The organism is Companilactobacillus mindensis DSM 14500, assembly GCF_001434275.1.
In the GTDB taxonomy this organism is placed as follows: Bacteria; Bacillota; Bacilli; order Lactobacillales; family Lactobacillaceae; genus Companilactobacillus; species Companilactobacillus mindensis.
In genome coordinates this window covers 1-18609 of record NZ_AZEZ01000032.1, presented here as the reverse complement: position 1 = coordinate 18609, position 18609 = coordinate 1, and the positions used below count along the sequence as shown (strand labels likewise).

Genomic DNA, 18609 nt, shown 5'->3' with positions numbered 1-18609 from the left:
TAATATTAATATAAATTTCCTTTTTAGGAGCAATCAAAATGACTGATAAAATATTAATAATTGGTGGGACTGGCAATATTGGCTGGCCTTTGATTCAATACCTAAATCAAAAACAAATTAGGATAATTGCCGGCGTTCATAATTTAACTAAATCTGCCAATAAGTTCCAAGGAATGGATACAGTTGAAATTAAACACTTTGACTTTTTAGATCCTACAACTTTTGAAGCTGCTTTCGACGGTGTAAACAAAGTTTTCTTTGTCCGTCCACCACAACTGGCTGATCCTAAAACTGATATGTTGCCCTTTTTAAAATTTGCTAAGCAAAAAAACATTGAACAAATTGTCTTCGTGTCACTATTAGGAGTTGAAAAAAATCCTATGACGCCGCATCACAAAATTGAACAACTGATTTTAGATTTGGAATTGCCATATACCTTCATCAGACCAAGTTTCTTTATGCAAAATCTCAACACGACTCACAAAGAAGATCTTCAAAAAAATCACGATCTATTCGTACCTGCTGGCAATTCACGAACTAGTTTCATCGACACTAGAGACATTGGTGAAATAGCTGGTATCACCCTTTTAGACAGTCGATACATCAATCAAAAATTAAATATCACAGGCCCAATGGCACTATCTTATTCAGAGGTTGCCCAAATTATGACTAAAACCTTAGGAACAACATATACTTACAATCGTCCCAGTCTATTGAAATTTCGCAAAGTTATGTTACAAAGGGGTCTTAAAAAAGATTTTGTTAATGTAATGGTAATGCTTTATCTGATCACCCAACTTGGTAACGCAAAAGAAGTGACTGACACCGCTGCCAAAGTTTTAGGTCATAAGCCACGAAACATTCAAAATTTCATTGAAGATTATAAAGAAGACTTCCTATAATATAGTAAAAAAAAGTAGATTATCATTTTACAAATGATGACCTACTTTTTTGATATGAATTTAACGTTATTTCATCTTGTTAGTTCGACTAGCTAATGCTTGAATAAACACTGTTGCAATAACTAAAATTATCCCTAAGGAACCGACCCAGTTGAAAGTAACTCCCATAAAGATAACGGCAATCAAAGTTGAAGTAATCGGCTCAACTGACTGCAAGATTGCCACCATCTCTGGCTTTAACAATGGCACACTCTGTAACTCCATCAAGTATGCAAACGTTGTCGCTGGAATCACCATGAATACCAAGGCCCAAAAAATCGTCCAAGTAAAAGCTGGCAAACCGACCCAAATTGGATGAACCACGTTCATTACTAAACCACCGATAAGAAATGACCATGCCACTACTGGTACGGCTCCATATTTTATCAACAATTTTTTAGGCAATAAAATGTAAATTGAATCTGTCACCGCTGTCAAAAATCCCCAGATCAAGGCCGTCATCGAAATACTCAAGGCGTTCAAATGCCCTTCAGTAATCAGCAAAAAGGTTCCAATGACCGCTACTACCACTGTGATAGCATCGACTCGATTAGGCAGTTTACGATTTCGTAACGCTAAATACCCAATGATCAATACTGGTGAAGTAAATTGTAAGACTGTAGCAGTGGCAGCATTACTGTAATTAATAGTCATGAAATAAGTTAACTGAATTCCTAACATTCCAAACACGCTGAATAGAATCAGCATAAAAGCACTTTGTTTACTCTCCCAAATTGCCATCAAATCTTTAAAACCGTGTGTTACTCCCCAAAATACTAAAAGAATGATTCCTGCCAAAATCAATCTAAAACTCACTAACCATTCAACTGTAATAGCAGTGGCCACAAAGAGATACTGCGCAACATTCCCTGCCATCCCCCAAAGAGTCTGACTAACAAGCGAAATAGCTATTCCCCGTTTTTTATCGCTTGATGATATTACTCCTTTATCACTCATGAATAATAATCCCCTTTTAAGCCACGAAAAAAATAAATATATCTCATTTCTTTATAAGAAAATCATTGGCATATATATAATAAAATTTAATAATCCGTTTGTAATTATAACATTATGATGTAGTTTCGTTATTCTCAATTGCAGATAATGTTTGAAAAAAAGGATTTCGATAAAAATTTTAAAGTGAAGTCGTATCTTTGAATGTGCTCAGAAAAGCGGCACATTTTTATAGTCATTTCTTTACTATCTTTGGTTCCGTACATTTATATAAAAAACGATCAAAGAAGTAAAATAAAACACTTCTTCAATCTTTTTTTGAAATTATATTCAATTAAGATTCTAATTCTTTGATGGCATCAGATAAGCTTGTTAGCGGATGACCCAAAATCTTCTCAAATTCAGTTTTATCAGCCCTTTCTTCACCGTTATTTCTCTTGAGTGTATATTCTTGATAAGCTGCAGATACGTTTGTCAAATTTGCTGAAATACCTGCTGAAACTAGCTTTGGGATAAATTCATTACTCCTAACTGTCTCAATATCTAATCCATGTCCCACAGCCTTTTGAGCAGCAAGTGATATTTCTTCATAGCTTCGAGGTGTATTTGCTAAATTTATTATTGATCCAAAATCTCCCTTAGAAATAACTCTAGCACCAGCTTCGGCATATTCCCGTTTTAATGCAAAGGAAAGTTTACCTTCTGTTGCAAAATAAACAAATTTATCAGTTTTCTTAACATATTCAAACAAGGCTTGGTTAACTTCCATATACCAACTATTTCTTAGAATTGTATAAGCAATTCCTGACTCTTTGATCCATTCTTCAGTCTGCTTATGATTGATCTCCAAGCCGAATTTTGAATATTCAGGCTGAAAAATGCTTGTATAAGCAATATATTTAACATCATTTGCAATCGCAGCGTCAACGACATTCTTTTGAATTCCAGGTATCGGTGAAGAAACGAATAATAACCGATCAATGCCATTTAAAGCCTTTTTCATTGAATCAAAGTCCGCATAATCACCAATGCGAATTTGAATTCCTTTTTCTTTCAGGGCTGCTCCCTTAGCTTCACTTCTGACCAGGCCATAAACATTTGCATTCGGTGCCAATTTTTGAAGATAATCAATCGCCAGACTTCCATAACCACCATTTGCACCAGTTACCATAATATTCATATTTATATATCTCCTTCTATCAACTGTGAAGAACAATATAAATGATAAAATACAATTAATCATTAGATAAAAATGGTATTTCATATAAATTTTAGATGTTATATGCATTTTATATAAAAAGTGAGGCTAATTTTGAAAAACAGAACTAAGATACTTTTCGCAGAAACTTTTGAAAGAATGATCAAAACTACTCCCATCGACAAAATTCGTATTGTGGATCTTTGTAAAAAATGTAATACGATTCCGCAGACATTTTACTATCATTTTCACGATAAATACGAATTGATAGCTTGGATCTTCTTACGTGATTTTTCACGAACATATGATGCAGATACTCCTGAATACTCGATTTCAAGTATCGTAGACAATTTAACTAATATGAACAAACTAAGATCATTCTATCAAAAAACTTATACAGACGATTCACAAAATTCAATCAATCAATACATTCAAAAATTTAATCTTGAAACGGCTAAAATTGCTGTTGAAACTGTATTTAAAACCAGCTTATCAAGAAAACAACTATATGAAATAAAATATCATTCCTATGGGACCATGGGCTTATTCAAAGAATGGTTAGACGATGATACATTCATATCCATCACTGATCTAGCCACTTTTCAATATGACCATACTCCTGAATTTTTAAAGATTGCATATCAAAATTTTTCCTTCAAAGATACCAAATTCGTCAAATAATCTGGCTCTAATTTTCCTTAATCAACTGACAATTTCTTAATCACTTTGGCAGGTACTCCACCAACCAAACTATTATCGGGAACATCTTTGGTAATCACTGCTCCTGCCGCAACGACAACATTATTACCAATCGTAACACCTGGCATGATGGATGATTTGCCACCGATCCAGACGTCATTTCCAATCTTCACTGGAAAACCTTTGGCCAAATAGTCTCTTCTTCCTTTAGCTGTCATTGGATGATTGACTGTATAAATATCAACATTAGGTCCAATCATCACATTATTACCAATATTCACTGGAGCCACATCTAAGATGGTTAAATTATAATTACTCAAAAAGTAATCTCCGACGTGAATGTTTTTGCCATAATCACAATTGAAACGACTTTGAACTGAGACATTCTTACCATACGAACCGAATATCTCTTTGATCTTTGCTGTTTGCTTTTCAGATTCCGTGGCAGAAATTTCATTAAATTCCTGACAAAGTTTGGCGGCACGAGCTTTTCTCTTAATAACTTCATCATCATCAAATGAATACCACTCGCCATTATCCAACTTCTCTAATTCACTTTTACTCATAAAATTCTCCTTAATACTTAACATTATTAGATGCCAGTCTAAGTTCAACGATTCTTGAGTTCTTTGGTTGGAAACAAATACTTACCATTGCTTGGCCAACATCCTCTGGGGTCAAAAAGCCTGATTGGGCCACACCTTTTTTAGTACGGCCGTACCCCACTTCAAAATTCGTTGCCCCAGCATGAGGACAAATGACACAAGTTTTGATTCCGTCAGCCAATAATTCCTTATCTAACGACTGTGCCAATCCGCGCAAAGCAAATTTACTGCATGTATAAGCTGATTCGTCAGCGTGTCCTTTGATACCTGTGACTGAAGATACCATAATGATCTGTCCATCGTGACGACGTTTCATTTCAGGAACGACATACTTAGTAAAGGCAAAAGCTCCTCTGACATTTGTATTCATAACCAAATCAAAATCACTCATGCTAGTTTCTTCAATCGACAAGGTTCTGCCAATTCCCGCATTATTAACTAAAATATCAATTTGACCAAAATTTTCCATTGCCAAATTAACCGTCTTAATAGCAGTCTGTTCATCCTGAATATCACCAGCAAAATAGACGACTTTAACGCCAAATTCTTTACATTCTGTGGCTGCGGCTTGTAGTTTATCACTGTTGAAACCGGTCAAAACTAAATCGCATCCGGCCTTAGCGAATGCCAAAGCAGTTCCTTTACCAAAACCTGAACTAGCTCCTGTAATAATTGCTGTCTTACCTTCTAAGTTTTCCATAACTAATCCTCCAATGATTTCTTTGAACCTTCGAGAATCAGTATTACAAATGGCAGGATATTATTTAATAGTTTTAGTATAAAATGGAATTAATGTTCAATTTATTAACATAATTTATTTTCTGACTGAACAAAATGTTCAAATTAGGAGGCAATATGTCCGTAATTCAATTACTTAAACAAACTGACAATTTTACAAATAATGAAAAAAGACTTGCTGATTACATTTTAAAAAATCTCGATACGATTTCAAATCTAACGATCACTGATTTATCAGAAGCCACCTATACCTCGCATTCTGCCGTCATTCGGTTGGCCAAAAAATTAAATTTTGCAGGTTATAAAGACTTCAAGAATGCTTTAATCAAAGCTTCATTGGCTAAGATCGAGCAAAAAGTCCCAATTGACAACAACTTTCCTTTCAATGACTCTTCTTCAGACAAGGAAATCACTGAATTGCTTGCCAACTTGACTAAAAATACTATCACTGAAACAGTCTTACAGTTAGATACGAAAATACTTTCCAAAATTTGCGATTGCCTATTAAAATCAGACAAAATTTTGATCTATGGTCAAGGAGACTCACAAATAACTGGCCGATCTTTCCAAAATAAGTTAGTTAAACTGGACAAAATAGCTATTCTGGCTGAAGAATATCGCGAAGAAGCTTGGAACACTACTAATTTAACCCCAAATGACTGTGCCCTCTTTATCTCTTACGGTGGTCAGATGAAACATTATCATAAAATAATGGGGTACCTTCGATCACAAAACATTCCAATCATTTTATTGACTGGAAATCCTAATTCTAACTTATTGAATTTTTCAACTTATACATTGATCACTGACAACCAAGAAACTGAATTTGCCAAAATTGCCCCTTTTTCTTCACAAATAGGCTTCGAATTTCTACTGAATTCTATTTATGCTTGTATGTTTAAACGTCATTTTAAACAAAATATCAAAATCCTTCAAAAGCGTCAAAAAATCATTCAAGAAGGCATTCTTTCTGATAACATTTAGATATTTTTAATCTTTATTACCATCTGAATAGTACAATATATTTTATAACTATCAATTTTAAGGGGAAATTTTATGAGTTTAATCTATATTAGAAAAGCAACAATCAACGATGGAATCGTTATTTTTCCACCCATAGTGGATTCATAGCTCTTTAATCCCGAAGTTATTCCATAAATTTTAACATTATCATCTTCTAAAATATGAGTGTCATGTAAGATACTTGTAGGAACAATACAGTACATGATATTATCGTGATTTTCATCGATAGCAACACGTAATTCTGTTAATTTGTCATCTTCCATTACCTGAACCACTTCTCCATTATAAGTAACCTTTTTGGACATATTCTCTTTAGGAGTTCTGGCAAGACTATCATATGGAATTGTCGAATCGTAATCCGTAGCAACAAAAGCTTTATCAATCTTCTCAGCTTCTTGTTCCGGTGTTGGTTCTGAATTTTCTTCCTTTTTTTGAATTTTCACTTTCTTTTTTGGCTTGTTAATTTTTGTAGAGTGCTTCTTTTCAACATGTGAACTACGAACACCTGCTGAACTTTGTTTTTTTGAATGATTATTTTGATTAATAAATAAAATAACCCCTAAAATACAGATAATGCCTATAACGTTAGTCCAAAATTGCCACTTTCTAAAAAAATTTTTGTTTTTCATAATTCTCCCCTTTTTATAAAATAATCTTTTATTCAATTTGATCATGGGTAATATCATTAGACATTTGTCTAGACCAAATCATGATTATTTTTTATTTTAAGGAAAATCAAATATCAAAACAAGCAAAAACTGTTTTCAATTATTAATATTTTATTTATATTCGTAAACTTATTATTAAACATAAAATTTTCTAATTATCGGACAAAAAAAAGCGAATCCTCTTGGATTCGCTTTTTTGTTCTTAAACGACATTACCTAACGACATATCTTCTTGAACAGATTTTTCAGTTCCGTCGACTAAAGCTTGATCATAATAAGCACATTTGAAATCAAGTACCTTCATAGTTTCTTGCATTTGAGCTAATTTCTTAGCAAAGTTCTCTCGAGCATTATAAAATAACTCTCTCCGCTCTTGAAGACTAGCATCTCCTTGTTGACTGAGTTCTGTGAATCGTTTGATTTCTTTCATACTCAACCCAGCTCGTTTCAAACATTCGATTATACGTAGCGTGTTGATGTCATTTTGAGAAAATTGACGAACGCCATTGGCACTCTTTCGCAACCGTGGCAATAATTCTAATCCATCATAATATCTAATTGTCGAACTTGGTATCTGTAAAATTTCACTAACTTGACTGATTGAATATGTTTTTAACATTAATTTATTTCCTTTCATTACTTGCTTTAAAGTGCACTTTAAGTAATATCATAAAATCATATCAGAATGATTGGAGATATTGTTTAAACATGAATAAACCATATATTATTTGTCACATGATGACTTCAGTCGATGGTCGAATTGACTGCAACATGACTGAACACCTTCGTGGCGTTGATGAATACTATGATACCTTGAACTCTTTCAACGCCCCTAACCGTTTGAGTGGCCGTATCACTGGACAACTTGAACTTGCCGATGGCGTTTTTGAAGCCAAGAACAAACAAACCATTGCTCAGGAAGCTTTCCGTAAAAATGCCAACGCTGATGGTTATGAAATCGTCGTCGATACACATGGAACTTTGCTCTGGAATGACGACCAAAACGCCTCACGTCCACATCTAATTATTACTAGCGAAACGGCTCCCAAAGAATACTTCGATTACCTTGATACTAAACACGTCTCTTGGATCGCTACTGGGGCTGAAAAGATCAACTTAAAACGGGCTATGGAAATTCTTTTAGAGAAATTTGCTGTTAAACGTTTGGCCATAGTTGGTGGTGGTCACATTAACGGTTCAATGTTAGCTGAAGGTCTCGTCGACGAAGTCAGTATTTTAATTGGTGCCGGTGTCGATGGTCGTAAAAATCAGGCTGCCGTTTTTGATGGCTTGGATAAGAGTGAACAACCAATCGCCTTACATCTTGAAAGTGTTAAACAATATGATTCTGACGCTGTTTGGTTAAGATATAGTGTCACTCACTAATCTCAAGCATTAATGTAAAATAGTAGCAATCCAAATGAGGGATTGCTACTATTTTTTACACTTCTTGCCCAGTAGGTCTGATAACCATTTCATTGACGGCCATATTCTTAGGTGTATTGATCACAAAAGCTACTGCTTCAGCGATTTCTTCTGGTTGTAAAGCTTGCATATCCGCACCGGGTAGATCCTTTAAACTTTCAAGTTGTTCTCTAATATCCTTGTTATTTATCGACTTGAATAATTCAGTCTGAACAGTACCTGGAGCAATAACTGTCGTTTTAATATTATTAGCGCGTTCTTCCTGACGAAGGCCTTCCATAATGGCTCGAACGGCATATTTACTGCCAGAGTACGCTGCATAGCCAGGTAATACTTCGTATCCCAAAACTGACGAAGTTGTGATGATATGACCGCTCTGTTGTTTTTTCATTACTGGTAAAACTGAAGCAATACCATTCAAAACACCTTTGACATTGATATCCATAATATTTTGCCATTCCTCACGGGCAATGGCATCCAAATTATTGACCGGCATGATTCCGGCATTGTTGAACATCACATCAACACGACCATATTTTCCAACGGTCTTATCGATCACATTTTGAACTTCATCGGATTTTGAAACGTCGGCTTCAACTGGTAAAATTTCTGCTCCAGTATTATTTTGAACGATTTTTTCTAGTCGATTCATTCTCCGGGCCGCAATCGTTAATTTGGCACCACTTTTAGCTAATAGGTTGGCTGTTGCCTCACCAATTCCGCTGGAAGCACCCATTATTACTACTACTTTATCTTTTAAAGTCATATTTTATTCCTCAATTTTTTTAATTATCTTTGCTGGAACACCGGCAACGACAGTATTTTTTGCAACATCATGTGTTACTACAGCCCCAGCACCAACAACTGCATTTTCACCAATGGTGACCCCAGGAGTAACGATAACACCAGCACCTAACCAAGCATTCTTTTCGATGTGAACTGGTTTCAATACCAAATTTCTACGATTATTAGGTTGCATCTGATGATTGACCGAAACAATTGTGACATTGGGTCCAATCAAAACATTGTCATCCAAATAAATTCCACCCATGTCAGTAAACATTGAACCATTATTGATATAGACATTTTTACCGATATGAATATTGGCTCCAAAATCAGTTTGAAATGGCAATCTTATTTCGACTGATTCATCGAGTTCCTCGCCAATAATTTCACTGACAATTTTACGTGTTTGATCAATCGTCCGTGGTTTCATATTCAATTCTTGAACTAATTCTAAATTTTTATCGATCACTTTTTGAATCTCTTGATATTTTTCTGAATTCAAATCCATTTTTTCTGACATTATTCACCTGCATCATCTATTACCATTTACATTACGAATGTATAGATTAAAGCTTCAGCATGATAATGTCTAATACTTATATTGTATTTAAAATTATACATTTTTGTAATAATAGAATGAACAAATAAAGGCTCAATTCCCATGTATCCGATTATTTCGAATTATTGGAAATCGAGCCTCTTTTTAATCATATTTAACGGTACTTCCAAATCTCAGTGGAACAAAACCATAGTGGTTATAACGATCAATTACTTCTGCGTCGACCTTTTTTAATTGTGGCTCAACAAAGTAATAAATATCCCTATATTCTTTTGGTAAACCCGAAATACGTTCTTTCAACTTCAAAGATAAATCGGCCTGCCTTCAATTTCTTTGGAAAATTGAACTAACTGAATTTTGAAATTACTAAATTTGGGATCTTTGACATTGTTATAGGCCGGTCTGAGCAAATTCATTAATTCCGTTCTATTGGCCTTGTCTAACTTTTCTGCTTCAACTTTACTCATCTCATTACCTTCTGTATGTTCCAAAATATCACCTGGTTGGCAATCCAGAACTTCACAAATTTTATCTAGCGTGGCAAATCTGATACCTTTAGCTTTGCCAGTTTTTAAAATTGATAAATTTGCGGGCGTTATTCCAATTGCTTTGGCCAAGTCCTTTGAGGATACACCCCGTTTGACCATCATTAGATCAAGATTAACTTTTACCATCTACATCACACCTAAATTACTGTATTTGCATCGTTTTGCAATTCTACTCCATATTTGAAAACAAGGTAAATCGTATAGAGAATTGCTATAAATATAACGTAAATCCCAATTTGTGACCACGAATTAGCAAAGATATTACTGACTAATGAGAATATCACTTGAGCCACAATTGTTAATACTGATAATAATTTTAAAATCAAATTAGTTATATTTTTCATATTATCCCCTCCGTCACTTGTATTGTACTACATAATTATTTTAATGTTAATCGATATTTTATTATTGTTTTACAATAATTAAAAAGAGAGTTATCAATTTTTTTCAAACTGATAACTCTCTTTTTTAACGCCGTTTAATCTTCAACATCTGTTTGCGGGCTTTCTGCATTTGCTTCTTTCCACCAAACATCCGTTGGATCTTATCATTTTCCAACTGTCGAGAATTCATATCATCATATGACATTTCTCGTTTTAATTTAAAATAACTATTTAATCTATCCTGTGAAAGTCTTCCCTGTTCAACCGCAGCTTTCACCGCGCAACCTGGTTCTTTTTGATGAGTACAGTCACGAAATTTACAATTCAAAGCTAGTTGCTCGATATCGCTAAAGGTCTTCGACAAATCGCCAAGGTAAATCTGTAATTCCCTCATACCTGGGGTATCGATCACAATTCCGCCATTTGGCAAAGTCAATAATTCTCTAGACGTCGTCGTATGTCGACCTTTGTCATCAGCGAAACGGATTTCTTTAGTTGCCAAAACATCAGCTCCTATCAACCAGTTGATCAAAGTCGATTTTCCTACACCGGATGAACCTACAAAGGCCACAGTGCGATTGTGCGTTGTGAATGATAACAGTTCATCATAACCTTGTTTGTCGGTGACCGAACTGACAATGATATCAACTCCAAAACAGACCTCTTCCAAAGCTTTTAACTTATCAGCCAAGTCATCGCACAAATCCGACTTTGTCAAAACTACCACTGGTAAAGCGCCACTGTCCCAAGCAATCGTTAAGTATCTTTCTACCCGATGAACGTTGAAATTATCGTTCAATGACATACAGATGAAAACTACGTCAATATTGCTGGCGATGATCTGACCAGTTCGATCACTGCCTGAGTTTTCCCGACTCAAAACACTTTTACGCATTAATATTTTATGAATTACGGCTTGATCGGTATTTTTAGAAACCAATACCCAATCACCAACCGCCGGAAAATCACTTGATGTTTCACTCTCATGATGCAATTTTCCCGATACTTGTGCTTGATAAAAACCTGATTTTGTTACTATTTTGTAGAGATTGCGGTGTTGCTCAGTTACTCTAGCTAATTCCCATTGGGCATCTTGTGCTGCTGCTTTTTTAAATTCTTCAGTCAAACCATATTTACTTAAATTAATTTCCAATTTTATTTATTCCCTTCGCAAGTGGTATATCCAAATGCTTGCGACAAAAAAAGGTCCAGTCACCCGACTGCACCACAAATTAGAAAAGGACGCTTACGCCATTTTCAGTCTTCGCAAAGCATTAGGGTATACAAAATAAGCAGTTTATTAACTGTTTTTCTTTCATATTCTCTAAATCTTAACGAATGACCTTCATAAAGCATTTACCTCATATTTTTAATATAAACCAAAATTAACATCAAGTAGACTAACTGTCAACTCGTAAATTCATTTTATTTAAATCACTGTTGATCTCGCAAAAATTGCATTTTTTCATGTAGATATTTAATACTAGCTTTAATATCACTTTGCTTTTTATTAAGTGTCTCAATCTTTTCTCCCATCAACTTTAATCGTGTCGGAATCGTTTCGGGACCTTGACCGCGGTAATCAGTGTAAATATGAATTTCATCTAATGTAAATCCCGCTGCCTTGAGTCTTAACAATAAAGCCACATGATCTACTTGGGCATCCGTATATTGTCGCAACTGTCGAGGTCCTCGATGTGGATGTATCAGTCCCTTTTTTTCATAAAATCTGATGGTATCTGGACTTAGACCAGTTATTTTAGAAAATTCACCGATCGAATATAATTTTTTGTTTGACATGGACTTAACTCCATTATGTAAGATAGAATTTGTTGTTTTCAGAAAAATGGAGGAATCTTATCTTGAATACTCATGAATCACTCTTCAGTCGTGACTTTTGGTTCTTGGCTTTAACCAACTTATTCGTTATGACTAGCTATTATAGCTTGATGGTTACCATCGGACTATACTCAGTAAATCATTTGCAAACTTCAACTAGTACTTCAGGGCTTATTGTCGGAATAACCGTTATCGGAATACTGATATCACGTTTTTCGAGTGGCTATCTGACTCACATTTTTAGCAATAAAAGTTTAATGCTTGCTGGTACTATTCTATTAATTCCAACTGCTTTATTATATCAATTCGTCAATTCAGTTGGTTTTTTAATTATCGTGCGTTTAATCCAAGGAATCGGCATCGGTTTAGTCAGTACCGTCACTAATACCGCTGTGGTACTACTTTTCCCTAAATCCAGAACGGGTGAAGGAATTGGTTACTTTAGTTTGAGTACCATTTTGGCGACTGCCATTGGACCATTTGTAGGCTTATTAATCGAGCAACATTTAGGTTTCAACAATATGTTTGTCATGGAAACAATGTTATCAATCTGTGCTTTACTATTTTGTCTATTAGTTAATAATAAGAATATTACTTTTCACTTCACTGATAAGCATCCCCAAATTACTATTCGCGATTTTCTTGAACCAAAAGCACTCCCAATTGCCAGTACCATTTTTATTGTCGGTCTAGGTTACGCTGCTATCCAAGCTTATTTAAGTTTTTATACGACTGAATTGAATCTTACCAGTTACTCATCATTTTTCTTTTTGATTTATGCTTTTGCTATATTGATCTCCCGTCCATTCACAGGCAGGATCATTGACCGTTTTGGGGAAAATTCCGTGATTGTTCCCTCAGCTATTATTAATATGTTAGGCATGGTTCTACTCGCCACGGCCAATTCTGGTTGGATGATCTTAACTTCAGCCTTTTTGATTGGATTAGGATTCGGTAACTTTCAATCGACCTGTCAAACCGTTGCGGCTAAAAGTGTTCCCATCGAGCGTCTCTCACCGGCAACGGCCACATATTTTGTCCTCTTTGACCTTAGTCTTGGCGTTGGACCATATGCTTTAGGTGTAATTGAGCCAATGACTGGCTACCGAGGATTATTCTGGTTGATGAGCATCACGATAATTATTGGTTTACTATGGTATTTATTTATTCATGGTCGTAAGAGCAAAGGATTTGTAAATCCTCCAGTACAAGAAAAAACCGAGAACGAATTCGATTAATTCAAAAAAAGGATGAGAAAAATATGAAAACATTCGATATACCAAATCAAACTTATTTTTCTACCAAAGAAGTAACCACCATCACTGGCATGACTAAAGATGCTCTCAGATATTATGAACATCTCAATATTCTAGGCGACATCAAGCGGGACAATAATAATTATCGCCAATATTCTCAGGAAAACTTGGAACGGTTACGTTTTGTACAAATTTTCCAAACTCTTGGCATGAATTTAAACTTATTGAGTAAGAATAATTTTGACGTGACTGACCAACAAAAAGCTACCGACTTACGCGAGTACCGTCAAAATGTTCGACAACAAATCGCCCGTCTGAAGTCGATTGATCAATTCTTAACTAAAAAAATCGATTATTTTGAAAAATAAGCTTGCTATGGTGTTAACACCATAGTTTAAGATAACCTTACTTACTTAAAAGAAGGTTATAAATATGAAAACAATCGCAATTACAAAATATGGTTCCGCTGATGAATTTAAAGAAATAGATATGGATCGTCCAGTTCCCCAAGAAAATGAAGTTTTAGTCAAAATCCATGCCTTTAGTATCAATCCCATGGATATTGCTGGGAGAATGGGTGCTTTAGGTACACCTTTTACAGACAAATGGTCTTTCCCACTTGTTTTAGGCTGGGACTTCTCAGGTGTCGTTGTCCAAGTTGGTTCACAAATCACTGACTTTAAAGTTGGCGACGGAGTCTTTGGCTCTGCTAAAACTGCCCACGAAGCTAACAATGGTACTTACAGTGAATACGTCGCTACCGATACCACTGAATTGACGCATTTACCCAATGGCTTAACTTTTGACCAAGCTGCAGCTTTACCAATTGGTGGCGTCACAGCCTATTACGGTATGAATCACAGTCTCAAGCTTCAACCTGGTCAAAAAATCTTGATCCAAGGTGGTGCGGGAGGCGTTGGTCTCTTCGCTGTTCAAATCGCTAAAGCCTTTGGTGCTTATGTAGCAACCACAGCTAGTGAAAATCATCGTGAATTATTGAAAAGCCTTGGTGCTGACAAAGTTATTGATTATCATAAAGAATCTCCAGCTGATGTCTTGAATGATTTTGATGCTGTCTTTGATACCGTTGGCGATATTGATACTGGACTAAAGGTACTGAAACCGGAAGGAAAACTAATCACAATTGCAGCTCAACCAACCAAAGAACAGAAAAATGCCAGTTTTCAATTCACTCACGGTACTGGTAAAGATCTGGATGCTTTAGCTGAATTGGTTCTCTCGAAAAAGATCAAATTAGAGATTCAAAGTCTCCCCTTCAGCGTTGAAAGTGTCGTTGCTGCCCATAAGTCAATTGAAGGTCGCCATACGACTGGAAAAATTGTTATTCATGAAGAAAATTAATTTAAACAATCATTGAAATTATAAAAAAGGCGTTGAAATTTAACAAAAATAAATTTCAACGCCTTTTTAAACTCATTTCTAATCGGTAACCATTTGATTACGATACAAGCCAGCATAGAAGCCATTTTCTTTAAGCAGAGCTTCGTGATTACCTTGTTCAATAATATTTCCATCTTTTAGAACTACAATCTTGTCAGCATTCAGAATCGTCTTCAAGCGGTGAGCAATTACGAAACTTGTCCGACCTTGGATGACTCGATCCATAGCCGCTTGAATATTAGCTTCGGTAACCGTATCAACGTTTGATGTTGCTTCATCAAGGATCAACAATTGTGGATTAGTCAAAATCGTTCTGGCAATCGACATCAATTGTTTTTGACCAGCTGAAAAGACACTCTGTTCGTCAGAAACTTCCGTCTCATATCCCTTAGGCAAACTCATAATGAAGTCATGAATGTTAGCCTGTTTAGCCGCATCGATAACTTGATCCATATTGGCATTAGGGTCGCCAAAGCGAATGTTATCGGCAATCGTACCTGAGAATAATTGCGGATCTTGCAAAACGATTCCGACATTTTTCCGCAAATTCTGCAAGGAGAACTCACGAATATCGGTCCCGTCGATAGTGATCTTGCCACTGTCAACGTCATAGAAACGATTCAATAAATTCATAACCGTTGTTTTACCTGATCCAGTTGGTCCGACCAAAGCTACCATCTCACCCTTGTGGACTGAGATAGATACTCCGTGCAAAATTTCCTTGCCTGGCAAATAACTGAAGTGAACATCGTCGATCTGCAATTCCTTTTTGATGCCAGGTAATGTTTTGCCGTCCTTTGGTTGGATCTCATCTGGTTGACTTCTAACTTCATCAACCCGCCGAGCACCGGTAATAGCCAATTGAATCATACCGTAAAGCGAAGTCAAGGACATGATTGGTTGATAGTATTGTTGTGCATAGTTGACGAACACAACGACCAAGGCCAAAGCAGCTCCAGTTGAAAGGGTTCCGTTCAAAGCAAACCATTAGTAATGATAACTTTTTGAGCAGTGACTTGTTCATTGATGTAACCGTTCAATCGACCGATATCATCTTGTTGACGATTGACGGCCACGCCAGCTTTTTTCATCACTAAAGCTGCAACAATCAAGGCTATTGGCGTTGCAGCCATTGTGACCCAAGCCATAGTCGTATTTTGCGTAAACATTACGATCAACAAACCGATAAATTGCGCTACGGCCAAGAAAATTTCAATCAAAGCTTGATTCAAGGCGTTGAAGATATTATCCAAATCAGATGTATATCTAGCCAAAATATCTCCATCACTGTGAGAATCAAAGTACTGTACTTGCATCCGTTGCATCTTTCTAAAAAGTCCGACCCGCATCGTACCAGTTGAAAAGGCCGTGATCCTGGCGAGAACTAAACCGGCAATCAAAAGTGTTCCGGCATCGCCAAAATACAATCCTAAGTAAATCAAAAGCGTTTTATGAAAATTACCTAGATCAGCACTAGAATGCGTCGTTGCGCTATTCCATTGCTGCAAATAAGTGGTCAATTCAGAAACTGCGCGACCGAGATATGTTGGAGCAATTACGATACAGGCGGTTGAAATTCCAATCAAAATAGCTGTCATAGTAAATCCGAACCAGTATTTCTTTAGATAGTGCCAATAATATTTACTTGCATTTCTTAAATCACTCACGACATTCCCTCCTCTCGAGCTTTCTGCGTTAGATAAATTTCTTGATAGATCGAATTGTTGCCGACTAATTCCTTGTGATTGCCATTTCCGACAACTTCACCATCATTCATGACCAAGATACGGTCAGCTCTAATAATGGAAGAAATTTTTTCAGCAATAACGACAGTGGTTGTAGTCGTCAGATCTTTGTCCAAAGCTTCTTGAACCAACTTTTCTGATTTAGCATCTAGAGCTGAAGTCGCATCATCCAAGATCAAAATCTTTGGTTCAGCGATTACTCCACGTGTGATCGATAGACGTTGCTTTTGTCCACCTGAGAAGTTAGAAGAACGTTCTTCAACTGGAGCGTCGTATGTCAAAGGCAAACGTTCGATAAACTCTGACGCCTGGGCAATGTTGGCTGCCCACTGCATTTGACTCGTTGATGCATCAGCTTTTACTTGGCGCAAGTTAGCTGAGATCGTACCTGAGAAGAGCGCTGAACGTTGTAAAACATAGGCAACTGTCTCACGTAATGATTCTTCAGAAAGTTGTTTGACATCTATTCCGCCAACTTTGATGACCCCTTCATCAGGATCATACAAACGAGCGATGAGTTGTGCCAAAGTCGTTTTACCAGAACCTGTGGCACCGACGATACCAATCATTTCACCAGCGTTAACTTTAAAACTGACATCTTTCAAAGTTGGTTTATCATCACCTGGATAAGTGAAAGTGACGTGGTCAAATTCAATATCTCCGGCAACTGGATCTGTATTGCCTTCAACGTAAGTCATGCTTGGATCAGTGTCCATAACTTCGCCGATTCTTCCGAGTGAAACATTAGCTCTTGAAGCCATGATCATTAAAAAACCACCATTGATAACCGAATATAAAATCTGCATTAAATATGAAATAAAACTGGTAATGGCAGCTAAATAAGCTGGATGCATAGTTAAATTCTGACCGACAATATAAACTGATACTGCCACAGCAATATTAGCGGTTAAAAAGAACGCTGGCATTAAAATGGCAAAATTATAACCAATTTTAGCTGTAACATTGGTCAATTTATCTGAAGCCTTAGAAAATTTATCGATTTCATGCGGCTCTTGAACAAATGACTTTACCACCCTGATTCCCATCAAGTTCTCACGAGCGACCGTATTGACATCTTCAATGTACTGTTGCGTCTGGACAAAGTAATCACTCATCTTCTTGTATGAATACCAGCTGACTCCCAAGACGATTATCATCATCGCAATCAAGACCCACCACTGTTGTGGCATCGTGATCATTGCTAAAGTGAAGGCTCCGATGAAGAATAGCGGAATTCGACTGATCTGTTGGAAACCAGCCATGACGATCTGTTGAACTTGGTTAATATCGTTAGTCATTCTAACGACTAAGTTCGAGGCCGAAAATTTTTCAACGTCCGCATAAGCAAAAGTCTGCACTTTCTCATACAGATCTGCTCTTAAATCAGTAGCTACCCCAAGTGCTACCCGAGCTGAATAAATAGTATTGATCACCCCAGCGATGATTCCGATTATCGCCAAAATGATCAAGATGATTCCTTGTTGGAAAATAACGGTTTTATTCCCCTTCAAAATGGCATTCATAATTACTTGTAGTAATCGTGGCTGCCAAAGTGTCGCAAATACTAAAGCGATGACCGAGACAAGTGCAATATAAGCATCTTTACGATATCGCTTGATATATGGCATCAATACTTTCATAAAATACCTCCCTTTTGACCGAGTTTTAATCCAGCAGTTAAAAAAGGACAAGATACCGACTAGTATCTTGTCCAGCCTGAATATTCACAGACCCTCCGATAGTGCAAATGAATTAAAACGTTATTAGAAATAGTACACTGATTAAATTAAAGTGCTTCATAATTGTTAGACAAGAAATCTAACAGTTATGGAGCCTTTTTT

Annotated in this window: 19 protein-coding genes and 2 pseudogenes; 7 read left to right on the top strand and 14 right to left on the bottom strand. The window is 36.3% G+C overall.

The features are described from left to right. The first annotated feature begins 38 nt into the window (after positions 1–38). Positions 39–902 carry an SDR family oxidoreductase gene (locus tag FD29_RS03660; RefSeq protein ID WP_057887607.1) on the top strand — a complete coding sequence of 288 codons (864 nt, stop codon included), beginning with the start codon at positions 39–41 and terminating at the stop codon, positions 900–902. Positions 903–968: 66 nt separating this feature from the next. On the opposite strand, the gene FD29_RS03655 is transcribed toward FD29_RS03660, so the two are convergent. After that, positions 969–1898: an EamA family transporter gene (locus tag FD29_RS03655; RefSeq protein WP_057887606.1), complete on the bottom strand. Its 930-nt coding sequence runs from the start codon at positions 1896–1898 to the stop codon at positions 969–971. 331 nt (positions 1899–2229) lie between these two features. After that, positions 2230–3075, bottom strand: a complete 846-nt coding sequence (locus tag FD29_RS03650) for an NAD(P)H-binding protein (protein ID WP_057887605.1) — start codon at positions 3073–3075, stop codon at positions 2230–2232. Between the two features lie 132 nt (positions 3076–3207). On the opposite strand from FD29_RS03650, the gene FD29_RS03645 reads away from it, so the two are divergent. Then, positions 3208–3774: a TetR/AcrR family transcriptional regulator C-terminal domain-containing protein gene (locus tag FD29_RS03645; protein WP_235804254.1), complete on the top strand. Its 567-nt coding sequence runs from the start codon at positions 3208–3210 to the stop codon at positions 3772–3774. A 17-nt stretch (positions 3775–3791) separates the two neighbouring features. On the opposite strand, the gene FD29_RS03640 is transcribed toward FD29_RS03645, so the two are convergent. Together FD29_RS03640 and FD29_RS03635 are read right to left on the bottom strand one after the other, a co-directional pair. Further along, positions 3792–4358: a sugar O-acetyltransferase gene (locus FD29_RS03640; protein ID WP_057887604.1), complete on the bottom strand. Its 567-nt coding sequence runs from the start codon at positions 4356–4358 to the stop codon at positions 3792–3794. Positions 4359–4368: 10 nt separating this feature from the next. Continuing rightward, positions 4369–5097 (bottom strand): SDR family oxidoreductase, encoded by a 729-nt coding sequence (locus FD29_RS03635; protein ID WP_057887603.1) that lies wholly within the window; start codon positions 5095–5097, stop codon positions 4369–4371. A 155-nt stretch (positions 5098–5252) separates the two neighbouring features. On the opposite strand from FD29_RS03635, the gene FD29_RS03630 reads away from it, so the two are divergent. After that, entirely contained in the window at positions 5253–6119 is an 867-nt protein-coding gene (locus FD29_RS03630; RefSeq protein WP_057887602.1) for a MurR/RpiR family transcriptional regulator, read from the top strand. A gap of 83 nt (positions 6120–6202) precedes the next feature. On the opposite strand, the gene FD29_RS03625 is transcribed toward FD29_RS03630, so the two are convergent. After that, on the bottom strand, positions 6203–6787 hold the full coding sequence (locus FD29_RS03625) for a hypothetical protein (protein WP_057887601.1): 585 nt from the start codon (positions 6785–6787) through the stop codon (positions 6203–6205). Positions 6788–7028: 241 nt separating this feature from the next. After that, on the bottom strand, positions 7029–7445 hold the full coding sequence (locus FD29_RS03620) for a MerR family transcriptional regulator (RefSeq protein WP_057887600.1): 417 nt from the start codon (positions 7443–7445) through the stop codon (positions 7029–7031). Positions 7446–7534: 89 nt separating this feature from the next. Here FD29_RS03620 and FD29_RS03615 point away from each other — a divergent pair, with 89 nt between their 5' ends. Then, complete coding sequence (locus FD29_RS03615) at positions 7535–8212, top strand: dihydrofolate reductase family protein (protein WP_057887599.1); 678 nt, start codon at positions 7535–7537, stop codon at positions 8210–8212. Between the two features lie 55 nt (positions 8213–8267). Here the strand turns inward: FD29_RS03615 and FD29_RS03610 are convergent, their stop codons facing one another. From FD29_RS03610 to FD29_RS03585, 6 genes and pseudogenes are all read right to left on the bottom strand, one after another. Then, entirely contained in the window at positions 8268–9017 is a 750-nt protein-coding gene (locus tag FD29_RS03610; RefSeq protein ID WP_057887598.1) for an SDR family oxidoreductase, read from the bottom strand. Positions 9018–9020: 3 nt separating this feature from the next. Beyond that, positions 9021–9557 carry a DapH/DapD/GlmU-related protein gene (locus FD29_RS03605; RefSeq protein WP_057887597.1) on the bottom strand — a complete coding sequence of 179 codons (537 nt, stop codon included), beginning with the start codon at positions 9555–9557 and terminating at the stop codon, positions 9021–9023. A gap of 512 nt (positions 9558–10069) precedes the next feature. Further along, a pseudogene (locus FD29_RS11595) lies at positions 10070–10270 on the bottom strand (helix-turn-helix domain-containing protein); the annotation flags it as partial. An 11-nt stretch (positions 10271–10281) separates the two neighbouring features. Further along, the gene (locus FD29_RS03595; protein ID WP_057887596.1) at positions 10282–10488 is read right to left on the bottom strand and encodes a hypothetical protein; all 207 of its coding nucleotides are present in this window, start codon (positions 10486–10488) and stop codon (positions 10282–10284) included. A 124-nt stretch (positions 10489–10612) separates the two neighbouring features. Next, positions 10613–11680 carry a ribosome small subunit-dependent GTPase A gene (gene rsgA, locus FD29_RS03590; RefSeq protein WP_057887595.1) on the bottom strand — a complete coding sequence of 356 codons (1068 nt, stop codon included), beginning with the start codon at positions 11678–11680 and terminating at the stop codon, positions 10613–10615. A gap of 281 nt (positions 11681–11961) precedes the next feature. Continuing rightward, positions 11962–12327, bottom strand: coding sequence for a MerR family transcriptional regulator (locus tag FD29_RS03585; RefSeq protein WP_057887594.1), 366 nt, complete (start codon positions 12325–12327; stop codon positions 11962–11964). 62 nt (positions 12328–12389) lie between these two features. On the opposite strand from FD29_RS03585, the gene FD29_RS03580 reads away from it, so the two are divergent. From FD29_RS03580 to FD29_RS03570, 3 genes are all read left to right on the top strand, one after another. Continuing rightward, a complete protein-coding gene (locus tag FD29_RS03580) occupies positions 12390–13604 on the top strand; it encodes an MFS transporter (protein WP_057887593.1) in 1215 nt (404 codons plus the stop codon). A 23-nt stretch (positions 13605–13627) separates the two neighbouring features. After that, complete coding sequence (locus FD29_RS03575) at positions 13628–13990, top strand: MerR family transcriptional regulator (RefSeq protein ID WP_057887592.1); 363 nt, start codon at positions 13628–13630, stop codon at positions 13988–13990. A gap of 64 nt (positions 13991–14054) precedes the next feature. Further along, a complete protein-coding gene (locus FD29_RS03570; RefSeq protein WP_057887591.1) occupies positions 14055–14984 on the top strand; it encodes an NADP-dependent oxidoreductase in 930 nt (309 codons plus the stop codon). Between the two features lie 78 nt (positions 14985–15062). Here the strand turns inward: FD29_RS03570 and FD29_RS03565 are convergent. Together FD29_RS03565 and FD29_RS03560 are read right to left on the bottom strand one after the other, a co-directional pair. Continuing rightward, positions 15063–16690: pseudogene (locus FD29_RS03565) on the bottom strand (ABC transporter ATP-binding protein). Next, on the bottom strand, positions 16687–18408 hold the full coding sequence (locus tag FD29_RS03560) for an ABC transporter ATP-binding protein (protein WP_057887590.1): 1722 nt from the start codon (positions 18406–18408) through the stop codon (positions 16687–16689). Before FD29_RS03560 ends, FD29_RS03565 begins: the two are co-directional and overlap by 4 nt. Between the last annotated feature and the right edge of the window lie 201 nt (positions 18409–18609).